Genomic DNA, 12,858 nt, shown 5'->3' with positions numbered 1-12,858 from the left:
CAAAGGAGAGATTATGCTGCGTGAAAAAATCGAAAAGGCTCTTGAAGCTATCAGGCCCTCACTTCAGGCCGACGGTGGAGATGTTGAACTGCTTGAAGTATCAGATGATGGAGCAGTGCGGGTATCTATGACCGGCGCCTGCGGAGGATGTCCCATGTCTCAGATGACTCTGACGATGGGAATAGAGAGAACACTTAAAAGACTGGTTCCGGAGGTCACACGGGTATATACCTGATCTGCTGTAATCAGAGGTTTATCTTGAGGCCAAGCTGGTATTTCATCTCCAGGAGAGCCTCTGCGTTGCTGGCGGCGTCATTTACAGGGTTATGATCGTGCTTTGCTTTGAGTATGTGTTGAAAAGTAGAGTAGATATTTTTTGATAGCCCTTGATATAGAGAAAGGAGGTTGCCGGAGTTGTGTCCGAAGGGATTTTTGCCCAGGAAATGATGAAAGTACCAGTTTACAAACTGCCAGTCGAAACCGTTGTTGTCTGAGCGAAAGAAGGGATGAGAGCCAGCCTCTATATTTAGCCACTCTGCAAAGCTTTTCATGATCAGCAGAGGGTCATTGAAGGTAAGGGTTTCCTGTCGTGTAAAGCCGCAGACTCTTAATGCCTCATCCATCCATTTTGGGGAGATTGGCCTGAGCCGGGCATAGAATTTCCGGTTCAGTGACTCATCGGCAATAATTGCTCCCAGTGCAACCATCGAGTAGTCACCGGGAATCGGACCATCCGCCTCAACATCAACAACAACCCAGCTCATAATTTTGCCCCTGTTACAGGGCAGGTGCAAAAAGCGTGCACATTTAAAACCATTGTTTTTTCTGATGGATTATTACTTGCTATTAAACAAGAATGAATCCAGGGCGGGTTTCAAGACAGGTGCAGAAGAATGGGATTTTCACTGGCATTAAACGGGCTTCTCTGCGCGGTCCGGAGGCTCTGCTGCTGATGGATCGGTCAGTTGACAGAATCAGACGGGAACTCTATGGGGAGTCGATCTCACCCGGAGTAGCCATAGAGAAGGCCCTCCTCTTTAAACAAATCACTCTCGATGCACTGGAGATGAACAGTTTCCCTGTCGATGATCCGGCGATGGAGATCAAAAGGCTTGAGATTGCAATAAATAAAAGCCGGGAACAACTCAAACAGATCTCCGATCAACTTGAAAAAGAAAAACACGGGACCGACATCAGTCTCATCTTCAATGTCCAGCTTCAGCTCCTCGAAGACAAGGCATTTCTGCAGGAATTGAAGAAACTGGCTAGGGCCCAGCGCATGAACATCGAACATGTCATCGCCAGTCAGATGAGAGTGCTTGAAACACGCTTCAGTTCAATTCACGATGAGATAATACGGACAAAATTCCTCGATATACAGGATGCCTACCACCGCATACTGCGAAACCTTCTTGACATAGAACATGTACGCACCAATCCCATGCAGAGAATAGAGGAGCCGGTGATCTTTGTCTCAGAACGCCTGGTGCCATCGGATGTGGCACTGCTTGACTTTAAGAAAATAAGGGGAATAATCATAGAAGAGGGCAGCCGAGTATCCCACGTTGCCGTCATTTCAAAGTCTCTTGGAATTCCAGCTATCATTAATATGCCAGGAGCATCTTCGCTTGTCCGCTCAGGTGAACCATTGATCATTGATGGATACACCGGAAAAGCAATCGTTCACCCTGCCGAATCCGAAGTATCAGCCTACAGAGAAAAAAGAGAACACATCCTGTCAAGCAAGATCATAAAACAGAAGACAGGATACTGCGAGACAAAGGATGGAAGGAGAATAAAGCTTGAGGCAAACATAGGATCTGTCAAAGAGGCGGAAGAAGCGATTGCTTACGGGGCAGAAGGCATAGGACTTTTACGTTCAGAGCTGTTCTATATCTCCTGCGCCCACATGCCATCAGTTCAGGAAGAGATCGATTTTTACCGTAAAATTTTTGCCATTACTAAACGCCGTCCCATCACCATCCGTCTCCTTGATCTTGGTGCAGATAAAACCCTGCCGTTTGTAAGTACTTTTACCGAGGAGAATCCTCAGTTGGGTAACAGAGGAATCCGCTACCTCTTTCATCATCCCGACCTCCTCAACAACCATCTCATGAGTGTTCTGAGTGTCTGCAGGCTGGCTCCTGTGAAAATTGCACTACCCTTTGTAGCCACACTTGAGGACCTGAAAAAGGCAATCTACCACATCCAGAGCGGATGCCGCAAACTGCGGATGAATTTTGAGTCGCTAAACATCGGAATTATGGCAGAGATTCCCTCTGTTGCCCTGTCGGTAAAGAGCTTTTTAAGCAGGATTAGTTTTATAAACATCGGAACAAACGATCTGGTGCAGTATATCTTCGCTGCCAGTAGAGAGGATGGTTATCTTGAAGAGTACAGACAGTGTACGCACCCGGCAATTATACGGCTTATCAGAAACATAATCACCACATGTACAAGTAAAGACAAAGAAGTCTCTGTTTGTGGTGAGATGGCATCTGATCCCCTGATTGCCGCTCTCCTGGTAGGGGCAGGCGCCTCAGCCTTCTCCATGCAGCCTTCATCAATCCCGGTGGTAAGAAAGATTATCTCAGAGCACAATTTCTCTCACCTGCAGAAATTAGCTAAAAAAGCTGTTTCTCTGGATAGCGACGAAGAGGTAAACGAACTGGTCAGAGATTCGTTGTATTAGACTTGTCTAAAGAAGCAAGCTACTTGACCCAGTTCTGAAGAGCTTCGATCAGTTTTATAGCCTGATCTCTGCTGGAGATATTGAATTTGGCCTGCTGCCTGTATTCATCGTCGATCTTACGGTATCTGCGAATAGAGTAGCGGTCCGGCCCGTAGTCATTCTTGCTTTTTTCCCATTGCTGGTACTTATACAGCACTGTAGCCCAGGACCCTTTTGACAGGACAACTTTATCCAGTTCTTTAATAACCAGAACACCATCTTCTTCGTAATTGATCGTCACATCTTCAATGTTTGATGCCATGGCTATCCCCCAAAAAAACCGTATTTATTCCAAAAAGAATGCGCCGGCATTGCACCGGCGCCTTCCGCTTCACCCAAATTGCTGCAAGAGGGCCTTGCAGGTAGGATAGTAATTGCTGGTAATAACAATATAACACTTTTTGCCTGCAATAGCAATTTTTTTTACTTCCGGCAGATTTATCGGTTTAACCGGGGATTTTCTACGAGACCTAATCAGTGACTTAGACCATTAAATCACCAAATAGTCCCTGAAGGAAAAATTAAGACAATCATTTCCCAAATCATTATATCCACTCAAAGATCCAATTCCTCACAGAGCTGAAGAAAACTATCACGCAACTCAACAAACCTGGGCAGTTCCAAATCTTCAAGTTCCTTTCCCAGTCTGCTGTTCGTCTCGAAATACATCTCCCTTACATAGCTCTCTTTTATCTGCTCCGGACTGAGATTGCAGTTATGAAATTTCTCCTTTTCAAGGAGGATATTTTTCTGCACTTCAGCCAGTCTTTTTCGATCTATTTCACTTGAATACTGTTCCGGGAGAGCCTCCAGTACAGGGTCAAATACTTTCTGATCCAAAAAATCAGTTAATATCCGACTTTTGTCTCTCTGCTCCAACATAGTCTCTCCTCTCAGGTCTATCCCTAAAAAGAATACGGTCACCTCAGATCGATTCTTATCCTGAAGCAGACAAACAGAGTATTTTTCCTGAATTATTCTTCGATTGCTATTGCCTGTACCGGGCAACTCTCAGCAGCTTCCCTGGCAGTCACTTCGGCATCTGAGGGTACTATACTTACAATCGTATGTGCCAACCCATCTTCGCCCATCCTGAAAACCTCCGGAGAGATTGTCGGGCACAACTCACATCCAATGCACGTATCGGGATCAACGCTGGCTTTCATCTCCTCCTCCTGCATCATTGGTAACATAGTTCACTAAATGGGCAAAATTCATTCCATCTTTTGGTCTATCTTTAGCTTTTATTCATTGCATAAATTGTATATTAAACTGACTTTAAACCGGAGATCGGAATGAAACCCATCCAGAACGCAGAAAAAAAGCTGAATATTCTGATTGTCTCTTCAGAGATGCACCCTTTTGCCCAGATTGGCGGCCTGGCCGATGTGGTTGCATCTCTTTCCGGGCAGTTAAAAAAATCAGGCCATGATGTAAGAGTAGTGATCCCCCGCTACGGTCTGATCGACCCTGATAAGTATAGCACGAAAATCTGCCTCCAGAGTATGGGTGTATGGATGGGAAACAAGGAGGAGTGGTGCTCTGTAATGCAAACCACCTCTCCCTCCGGGGTCCCCGTATATATGATTGAACACCGCCTTTACTTTGATCGTTACGGACTTTATCATGACAGCTCGATGCATGACTATGATGACAATCCGGTCAGGTTTGGTTTTCTTTCCAGAGCAGCACTTCAGCTCTGTAAAGATATCTCATTCAAACCCGATATAGTCCATGCAAATGACTGGCAGACAGCACTGACACCGGCATACCTTAAACTGTGGCACTGGAACGACCCTCTGTTTAAGGAAACCGCATCAGTTATCACTCTGCACAATGTAGCCTACCAGGGGATCTACCCTAAAAATCATATCGATTATCTTGGCCTTGGGTGGCACAATTTTACAGAAGATAAATTTGAATCCTACGATAAAATCAATTTTCTAAAGGGCGGCATCTACTTCTCAGATGTCATAACAGCAGTAAGCCCGACATTTGCCAGAGATCTTGTCACTCCCTCAGGCGGTTTCGGACTGGCCCCTTATATCTCCAGAAGACAATCGGATCTCATTGGCATCCTCAATGGTATCGATTACCAGATCTGGGACCCTGAAACTGACCCTTTAATTCCTGAACACTTCAGTAAAAGCAGATTAGAGGGAAAGAAAACCTGTAAGAAAGCACTGCAAAAAGCTTTTGATCTGAAGCAGGATGAAAACATGGTGGTAATTGGCGCAATTGGAAGATTTGTCGAGCAGAAAGGTTTCCACCTCATAGCAAGAGCCATCGAAGGAGTCCTTCAGAACATGAAGGTTCAATTTGTGATACTGGCTTCAGGCGAAAAAACACTGGAGCATTTCTTCGGAATGCTGCCAGTCCATTATCCGGGACGTGCCGGGTCGTTTATTGGTTTCGACAATGCCCGCTCCCATCTAATTGAGGCCGGGTGTGACTTTTTCCTGATGCCTTCGCTTTTCGAGCCATGCGGACTGAATCAGATGTACTCGCAACGCTATGGAACTCTCCCCATTGTAAGGGCTACAGGAGGATTAAACGATACTGTGGAAAACTACGATGAGCTGACAGGAGAGGGCACCGGGTTTAAATTCAACGATCCAACTCCGGAAGCCTTGTATAATACCATCGGCTGGGCAGTGAGCACTTACTACGACCGGCCCGGGCATATCAAAAAGATGATAGAAAAAGCAATGGCTCAGGATTTCTCCTGGAAAAAAAGTGCCCGGGAATACATCAATACGTATTTCCGGGCGATTAGAATAAAAAGAACGTCAAACAGCCAGAACAGATCTTATTACTGGTAGAATGTTCAGGCACTGATGTCTACCTGATCTCCCTTCCCCATTTCCACTCCGACAGCAACAGAAACATTATATTCCATCAGTTTTTCCGCTGCTTTCAGGGCCTCAACATTGGCCTGGCGCATCATGTCATTTACAGCCTGAATCGAGTTGGCAACCATAGAAACACTGTCCATGTATTTCTCCTGAAGAGTTTAAAAGAGTACCTCATTAATCTATCGGCAAAAAAATGAAGAACTTTAAGCTTTTCAGGATCAATGGTTAACAAGATCCATCTCCTCTTTCCATGGGAGTAAAACCTGGGATCTTGATGTCTGTTTTAGTTTTCGCAGAGCTTTTATCTCAATCTGCCTGACTCTCTCGTTGGTAAGTTTGAGTTTCGAACCGATTTCACCCAGTGTTTTAATCCTGCCATCATCGAGACCGAATCTCATGATCACAGTCTTCTTCTCTTTGGGATCGAGAGAATCAAGCACCTGTTTAATGTGGGTTCTGAGAGACTTCAATGAGAAACGCATCAACGGATCTTCCGAACTGGTATCCTCAATATACTCTCCCACAGTGGTTCCATCCTCACTGTTTACCTCCATGTCAAGAGAGATCGGATCAACTGCACACTCCAGGGCGGTTTCCACTTTTTCCACAGGGCATTTCAACCCCTCAGCGATCTCCTCAACCGAAGGCTGGGTACCAGTGCGTAAGTTCCAATCCCGTGTAAACCGTTCGATTTTTGATACCAGATCAAAAGTATTTGCAGGGAGATGGATCGTTTTGGATTTTTCGTGAATCGCACGGGTTATTGCCTGACGAACCCACCAGATAGCATAGGTACTGAATTTAAATCCTTTACGATAATCAAAATTTTCAACGGCTGTGATCAACCCTTTATTACCTTCCTGGATCAGGTCGCTTATCTCCAGTCCCCTGCCTGTATACCTTTTCGCAATGCTGACCACAAGGCGCACATTGGCCTCGATAATAGAACACTTTGCCTGATTTCTCATCTCTTCCCAGTATGCAAAGTACTCCAGATCTTCCAGCCCCCCTGAATCAACGAGGTGCTTTTTGTACTTCTCCAGAAGTTCTCTAACAACCTTAGTGTTAAGCCTTAGCTGCTGGCAAAGATCAACGAGTTGGTCAGCTCTTTTGAGGATTTCCATCTTCAGAGCATCATCCTGATCAGGATTTCTCCTCAGGTCATCGAGCTCGAGCATCTCCTTTTTTATTGTCTTGATGGAGTCCAGGAATTTTTTCCTGATTTTTTCAATTTCTGATGGGCTTTTAATGCGATCTTCCTCGATTCTGAGTACGTCTATGCACTCGATGCTCCCTTTGTCAAGTTTTATCCCCAGATCGCAGACCGAATTTACAATGGATAGATCCCTGAAAGCGAGGTCCATCAGCTTATACTGAGCAAATCGAATGAGAATCGAATGCTGCACCTCCTGTCCACGGGTCATCAGAGGTACTCTTCCCAGACTGTTAAGGTAAATCCAGGTGGGATCGGAATAGTGAACTCTCCCCGCCCTGCTGCCCCTGTGTTGTTTTGAATTCTTCTTTTCCAGGGTTGAGTCGGGTTGAACAACAATCTGCTGTTCGGAGAGAAAGTCTTTAATTTTCCTGCTGCTCTCCATGTCTGTTGAAAAAACACTGATCTGTGATTCAGTTAAATATCCCTGTTTTTCCGCAAGAGTCTTCAAAGTAGAGAAAACCTTGCTTTCACGTGGATTGATTCTTTTCTGTTTACCCATAATAAAAACGTGATAATTCTGACGTTTGTTGCAAATATGGAATCCGGTTTTTTAATAGATTGTATGATTCAGTTTAAAACTGTTCAAGGCGAAAGATATAATAAGGGCCCATTTCTTTCGAAATGAGCCGCCAAAAGTGGAGAAAGCCTGTGAGATTTAGTATGCTTCACCGCCATTTCCGGTATTTGCGGGAGCGATTTCTTTAATGACCTTGCGATCTCCGGACATCTCATATTTTATTGTGACCTCTCTACCCTGCTGAAGAGCATTCTGTGTTATCTCAGTATCCTGGTCATAATAGAGAGTATCTGTCCCGGAATCAGTCTGCACGATAATGGAACTCTCAGCAGGATCTATACTTTGTATAGTACCGGTTATTGTAGTTTCTTCACCACTGCCGTTTTTCTGACCACTGCCGTTTTTCCCACCGTTATAGGAACTGGGAGAGCCCATAGGCATTACTTCCAGAACAACCTTGCGCCCATCCTTTTCCATATATTTCACATCAACCTGAGTACCAGGCTGAACCATCTGAGTGTCAATCATGGACTGCTCATCAATGTAAAATGTATCGGTGGCGGTATCGCCCTGAACAAGCAGCATTCCCTCTTCCATGTCAAACTCCTGAACTGTTCCGGACATCGTCATGGTATCGCCGGTCTGAGCACCGTTCATGCTTGTATCCGCCGAACCATTCATTCCATTGTCATTCTTGCCATTTGTCCCGGCAGCTATAACCAGAACAGCACAAGCCACGGCTGTCATGAACACATTGCGCAGCAACATATAGTACCTCCATTGATTGTTTTGAGTAACTCCATTTAGCACGAATTGAGCTAGCGCACGATATACAATTAAGGCAATTGCCATGCCAGCGTTTCCTGCAATAACCCTCCTCCAGTTAATCGCTTTGCCTCCCAGGAAACATCTTGCAGATCACTTTTTTCTCCGCAGAAATGAAAAATACTGGTATTTCTGCGAAAGTCCATGTTGTCAACTATGATAAATCATTGATAATGAGGATACACAAAAATGTTCATTTTCGATGGGGGTCTTCGAGGAGAAATCTAAAAGGGTACCAAGCCTTCAATGCTCGATACCCCATCCATCTACATCAGATTCTGAAGTGTATTTATATATATGCCCTCGTCCTCTATCTCTTCCTCAAGCTCCTGGGCAAGTTCAGGGATCTGCACATCTTCCACCACCGATGAGATCCTTTCTCTGACCACCCTCTCATTTCTTCTCAGATTCCTGATCACTTCACCATCCGACATCTCGCTGGTTATGGTTATCAATTCAGAAGTCTCATCGGAAATCTCGAATCTGGGCGCCTTCTCCCCAAGCTGCCTCAAATACTTATTCAGATTTTCAGCATTTTCCAGATGCTCATCGTGAAGCTCCGATAATTCAAACTTCAGATCCTCATCCTGAATCTGATCAAGAGCCTTTTCATAGTTCCAGGCAGAATCAGAAAAGAGCTTAACCAATTCCTTCAGATTCTCGGCAATCTCCTTGTTATTCATAAGAGCCTCCCTTCTCTTCTTAAGAATTACGAACGAGATGGAGGTTTTTACAGAAAAGCCGCAGCAACTGTACCGGGAGAAATTGACAAGGAAGTTATAAGTTATGCGGGTAAGGAGGAAAAAAGGGGGACTGAAAGTCCCCCCGAATTTACAAACTCACTACCTTCTTACGGTCTTGAGTTCATCCTGAACCTCTTTGCTGTTGGGACTCAGCTTACGAGCTTTATCAAGATGATCAGAATAGGTGGTATAATCCTTCTGCTGTTTGGCAAGTTTTGCCAGACCCAGATGAACCAATCCATTTTTAGGATCTGCCTTTAAAGCTCTGTCATAGAAAGTCTTTGCCCATTGCAGTTTGCCCTGAATCAGGTAGACATTTGCTCTTTCGCAGAGAGCAGGGGCATAATTCTGATCAATGTAAAGGACTTCCTTATAGGTCTCGATCGCATCATCATACTTTTTCTGAGCAACCTTCGCCTTTCCAAGCATCATGTACGCTTCGAGATTTTCAGGATCGACCGCCTTGATATCAGCAACGATACTTTCGACCTCTTTATACCTGCCCAGTTCATATACAGCTCTGGCGTATTTGACAAGCAGGTCTTTATCGCGCTTTTTGGCGATCATCACCTTCAGCTCATCTGCAGCCTTTGCGAACTGATTTGATTCGAGGTAAACATTAATCAGTTCTATCCTCAATTCATCATCAATATTCCCTTTGGAGAGTTTGATGACTTTTTCAAGCAGCTTGGCTCCCTCATCGCGTCTGTTGGTCATTATGTAACCTCTGGCCAGAAGAGTCATCAACTTGGGATCGTTCTCCTTTAGAGCATTTGCCATCTCCAGGAAAACCATTGCATCCTCAGTCATCTTCTTAGCTAACAGAATCTCTCCGATTTTAGCCGATGCTTCGGCGTTTTCAGGATCAATCTCTAAGAACTTCCGATAAGCCCTAAGCATGTCCTGATCCCGTTTAAGCTTCGCATAGAGGCCACCCAGTTCCAGCCACACCCTTCCGATAGTATCTGTAATAGCAGCACATCTTTCCAGGTATTTGGCAGCAGTCTGAATACTGTTGCTTTGACGTGAATAGTAAATACCAAGCTTCAGGAAGTTGCGGTAGTCCCTGGGATAAGCCTTGACATTTTCCTCGTACATCTGCACAGCCATTTTAGGATTGATCGTCTCATAAGCAACTGCCCTGCTGAATGATGCATCGGGGTCTTTGACACCTGGAAGTTTGACGTATTCATTCAGGATCTCGGCAGCCTTCAATGCCTCTCCGTTTTTCTGGTAAGCTTCAGCAAGAGACTTCAGAGCCACATTCTTTTGAGGTATAGTGCCCTTCATAGTCCTGATTTTTTCCAGAGTGCTGATAGCAGTTTTATATTTTTTCTGTTTTAGCGCAGAGAGACCATACTCGACAATGAATTCAGAACTGTTATCGTCCTTAACCATTCCATAGTACTTGAAGGCATCAGCATAGTTTTTTTTCTGGTATGCATTTTTAGCCACCAGAGATGCTATTTTGCTATCGGATGTTTTAGCCAGATATTTCTTGTAGGCACCCATCGCAGCATCGGTCTTCTTCTGCAGCATGTAAAGATCACCAAGCTGCTTGTACTCAGTGCTGGCAGAGGGATTCAGCGCGATTGCCTGCTCAAGGTTTATAGCTGCCTCGTTGAGAGATCCGCTTTTCATCTGGCATTCAGCCAGAGAAGAAAGCAGCTTACTGTTTTTCGGATCCAGTTGCGATGCCTTTTCATACATCTTAATCGCTCTTGGATAATTCGCTGCGGCTTTGTAGAGATCAGCCAGTGTTCCATACATACTTGCATCCGCCTCACCTGCATTAATGGCTCCGTTTAAAGCAGTAATCTTTTCATCCGCTTTACTTGAGGATTTCATCACCAGTTCAACATACCTCTTGTAAAAGCCTTTCAGAGACGGATTGTATTTAAGAGCGCTGCGGTAGGCCTGAAGAGCACCGTTCATGTCCTTCCGATCATAGAGCGCATCCCCGATCGCCTTCTGAGCCTCAGCATCACCGGGCTTCAGCCCGACATATTTCCGCAGGTTATTCAGAGCTTCATCAGGTGCCCCGGTCTTCTCACAAACCTCTGCGAGCTTCTTGAATACTCCGGCATCTTTAGGGGTAAGAACCGAAAGTTCCTTATAGATTCGCATGGCCCTGGGATAATCCTTTGCCTCATAAGCAGCTTCAGCATATTTAGCCAGGAAAGATGCTTTTTTCGATTCGGGGCCAGTCACCATCCCAAGATACTTCACAGCATCAGGGTAGTTTTTGGCACCAAAGGAGGTATTTCCAACAATAAGTGCGATTGCGGCATCAGCAGGGTTCTTTTCCAGATACTTTTTATAGGCCTTTACAGCCAAATCAGTTTTTTTCTGCCGCATGTAAAGGTCACCCAACTGTTTGTACTCCTTTTCAGCCCCGGGCTTAAGAGCCACAATCTGCTCATAAGTCATGGTAGCTTCAATCAAAGAGCCTTTCTTAAGCTGGCACTCGGCAAGAGAATTGAGAATATTGACATCTTTGGGATCGAGCTGTGATGCTTTCTCAAACATCTTTATGGCATTGTCATAGAGAGCTCTTTTCTGGTAAATCTCACCAAGTGCCTTGTACATCTTGCCATCTGCCTCATTAGCTGCAATGGCACCTTTGAAGGCAGTGATTTTTTCATCGTCGGTGCCGGAAGCCAGAACGAGCTGTCCGTATCTTTTGTAAATACCCTTCATCGTGGAATCAGCTTTTAGCGCAGCCCTGTAAGCAGCAAGAGCCCCACGCTCATCTTTTTTCTCGTAAAGCATATCAGCAAGTTTTCGCTGAGCTGCAGCATCGGAAGGTTTCAATTCTGCATATTTGCGCAGATATGAAAGCACCTCATCCTTTGTTCCGGTCCGGCTGGCAATGTCATAGAGTTTTTCGAATACAACCGGGTCCCGTGGTTTTACATCGGCAAGTTGTTTGAAGATCTGGTAAGCCTTGAACTCATCTTTAGTCTTAGAACAAGCCTGGCCATACATCATGAGAACTTCCGGATCTGAACTTTCAGGGCTTGACAGCATAGCAAAATACTTGACCGCTTCCTGGTAGTTCTTCTGCTTGTAGGCGTTCTCAGCGACCAATTTTGCGGCAGAATTATCCCGGTTCTTCTCCAGATACTTCTTATAAGCCCTGATTGCAGAATCGGTCTTTTTCTGCTTTAAGTAAAGATCACCGAGTGTTTTGTACTCCTTGCTGGCCTGAGGATTCATCGCTATGGCCTGCTCATAAGTCAGAATAGCGCCATTGATGTTACCACTCTTCAGCTGACTTTCAGCAAGTTCATTAAGCAATGATGCGTTCTTAGGATCGAGCTGGCTGGCTTTTTCATACATGGCTACAGCCTTTGCATGATTATTTTGCTTACTGTAGATTTCAGCCAGTTTTTTGTACATCTTTATGTCAGCCTCTCCAGCAGCAATAGCTCCATTGAGCACTGTTACTATCTCAGCTTCATTTCCCCCGGCCATCACAATCTCAGCATATTTCTTGTAAATACCCTTTACAGAGGGATCAGCTTTGACAACCGTGCGGTAAGCGGCAAGAGCACCCGCGTTGTCTTTTCTTTCATAAAGGTTGTTCGCAAGTGTCTTCTGAGCCTCAACATCTCCGGGCTTGAGAGCCGTGTATTTCTTGAGATACAAAAGAACCTCATCCTTGGTGCCCGCCTTGCCGGCGATCTCATAGAGCTTCTTGAGCACATCCGCATCCTGAGGAGTTTTTACAGACAACTCCTTATAGAGCTGATAAGCCTTGAAATCATCCTTTGTCTGGCTGCAGGCCTCGGCATACATCTTCAGATGCGAATGTGTGGTGGCATCAGCACCGCTGACCATCGCAAGATATTTCACTGCCTCTGTGTAGTTCTTGGCTTTGAAAGCTTCCTGACCCACTATTTTGGCAAGACCGTTATCCTTGTTTTTCTCCAGATACTTCTTGTAGTTCTTTATGGCTGACTCGGTTT

Annotated in this window: 12 protein-coding genes; 3 read left to right on the top strand and 9 right to left on the bottom strand. The window is 45.1% G+C overall.

Annotated features, from left to right (window positions below; translation table 11 throughout):
• Positions 1-16: 16 nt before the first annotated feature.
• On the top strand, positions 17-235 hold the full coding sequence (locus GX089_08285) for a NifU family protein (protein ID NLP02477.1): 219 nt from the start codon (positions 17-19) through the stop codon (positions 233-235).
• Between the two features lie 10 nt (positions 236-245).
• Here the strand turns inward: GX089_08285 and GX089_08280 are convergent, their stop codons facing one another.
• Positions 246-764 (bottom strand): exonuclease, encoded by a 519-nt coding sequence (locus tag GX089_08280; protein NLP02476.1) that lies wholly within the window; start codon positions 762-764, stop codon positions 246-248.
• Positions 765-952: 188 nt separating this feature from the next.
• Between GX089_08280 and ptsP the strand changes: the two genes are divergently transcribed.
• Positions 953-2,692 (top strand): phosphoenolpyruvate--protein phosphotransferase, encoded by a 1,740-nt coding sequence (gene ptsP / locus GX089_08275; protein NLP02475.1) that lies wholly within the window; start codon positions 953-955, stop codon positions 2,690-2,692.
• Positions 2,693-2,711: 19 nt separating this feature from the next.
• On the opposite strand, the gene GX089_08270 is transcribed toward ptsP, so the two are convergent.
• The 3 genes from GX089_08270 to GX089_08260 all read right to left on the bottom strand — a co-directional run bounded on the left by GX089_08270 (position 2,712) and on the right by GX089_08260 (position 3,897).
• The gene (locus GX089_08270; protein NLP02474.1) at positions 2,712-2,993 is read right to left on the bottom strand and encodes a hypothetical protein; all 282 of its coding nucleotides are present in this window, start codon (positions 2,991-2,993) and stop codon (positions 2,712-2,714) included.
• Between the two features lie 293 nt (positions 2,994-3,286).
• Positions 3,287-3,613, bottom strand: coding sequence for a hypothetical protein (locus tag GX089_08265; GenBank protein NLP02473.1), 327 nt, complete (start codon positions 3,611-3,613; stop codon positions 3,287-3,289).
• Between the two features lie 92 nt (positions 3,614-3,705).
• A complete protein-coding gene (locus tag GX089_08260; GenBank protein NLP02472.1) occupies positions 3,706-3,897 on the bottom strand; it encodes a ferredoxin in 192 nt (63 codons plus the stop codon).
• Between the two features lie 129 nt (positions 3,898-4,026).
• Between GX089_08260 and glgA the strand changes: the two genes are divergently transcribed.
• On the top strand, positions 4,027-5,553 hold the full coding sequence (glgA, locus tag GX089_08255) for a glycogen synthase GlgA (GenBank protein ID NLP02471.1): 1,527 nt from the start codon (positions 4,027-4,029) through the stop codon (positions 5,551-5,553).
• Between the two features lie 5 nt (positions 5,554-5,558).
• Here the strand turns inward: glgA and GX089_08250 are convergent, their stop codons facing one another.
• From GX089_08250 to GX089_08230, 5 genes are all read right to left on the bottom strand, one after another.
• Positions 5,559-5,726 (bottom strand): hypothetical protein, encoded by a 168-nt coding sequence (locus tag GX089_08250; protein ID NLP02470.1) that lies wholly within the window; start codon positions 5,724-5,726, stop codon positions 5,559-5,561.
• A 78-nt stretch (positions 5,727-5,804) separates the two neighbouring features.
• Positions 5,805-7,301, bottom strand: a complete 1,497-nt coding sequence (locus GX089_08245; GenBank protein NLP02469.1) for a sigma-70 family RNA polymerase sigma factor — start codon at positions 7,299-7,301, stop codon at positions 5,805-5,807.
• Between the two features lie 156 nt (positions 7,302-7,457).
• Positions 7,458-8,171, bottom strand: coding sequence for a hypothetical protein (locus tag GX089_08240; GenBank protein NLP02468.1), 714 nt, complete (start codon positions 8,169-8,171; stop codon positions 7,458-7,460).
• A gap of 239 nt (positions 8,172-8,410) precedes the next feature.
• The gene (locus GX089_08235) at positions 8,411-8,827 is read right to left on the bottom strand and encodes a hypothetical protein (GenBank protein NLP02467.1); all 417 of its coding nucleotides are present in this window, start codon (positions 8,825-8,827) and stop codon (positions 8,411-8,413) included.
• Positions 8,828-8,986: 159 nt separating this feature from the next.
• The coding region (locus tag GX089_08230; GenBank protein ID NLP02466.1) for a tetratricopeptide repeat protein at positions 8,987-12,858 on the bottom strand (3,872 nt) is incomplete at its 5' end.

The sequence above is a fragment of the Fibrobacter sp. genome (assembly GCA_012523595.1).
Taxonomy (GTDB): domain Bacteria; phylum Fibrobacterota; class Chitinivibrionia; order Chitinivibrionales; family Chitinispirillaceae; genus JAAYIG01.
Note: the sequence above shows the minus strand (reverse complement) of the source record. Positions and strands in the feature narration are given on the sequence as shown.

Bases quoted from the DNA above. Each gene is read 5' to 3' on its own strand.
- GX089_08280 (NLP02476.1), bottom strand. From the start codon at position 764: ATGAGCTGGGTTGTTGTTGATGTTGAGGCGGATGGTCCGATTCCCGGT.
- ptsP (NLP02475.1), top strand. From the start codon at position 953: ATGGATCGGTCAGTTGACAGAATCAGACGGGAACTCTATGGGGAGTCG.
- GX089_08270 (NLP02474.1), bottom strand. From the start codon at position 2,993: ATGGCATCAAACATTGAAGATGTGACGATCAATTACGAAGAAGATGGT.
- GX089_08265 (NLP02473.1), bottom strand. From the start codon at position 3,613: ATGTTGGAGCAGAGAGACAAAAGTCGGATATTAACTGATTTTTTGGAT.
- GX089_08260 (NLP02472.1), bottom strand. From the start codon at position 3,897: ATGAAAGCCAGCGTTGATCCCGATACGTGCATTGGATGTGAGTTGTGC.
- glgA (NLP02471.1), top strand. From the start codon at position 4,027: ATGAAACCCATCCAGAACGCAGAAAAAAAGCTGAATATTCTGATTGTC.
- GX089_08250 (NLP02470.1), bottom strand. From the start codon at position 5,726: ATGGACAGTGTTTCTATGGTTGCCAACTCGATTCAGGCTGTAAATGAC.
- GX089_08245 (NLP02469.1), bottom strand. From the start codon at position 7,301: ATGGGTAAACAGAAAAGAATCAATCCACGTGAAAGCAAGGTTTTCTCT.
- GX089_08240 (NLP02468.1), bottom strand. From the start codon at position 8,171: ATGGCAATTGCCTTAATTGTATATCGTGCGCTAGCTCAATTCGTGCTA.
- GX089_08235 (NLP02467.1), bottom strand. From the start codon at position 8,827: ATGAATAACAAGGAGATTGCCGAGAATCTGAAGGAATTGGTTAAGCTC.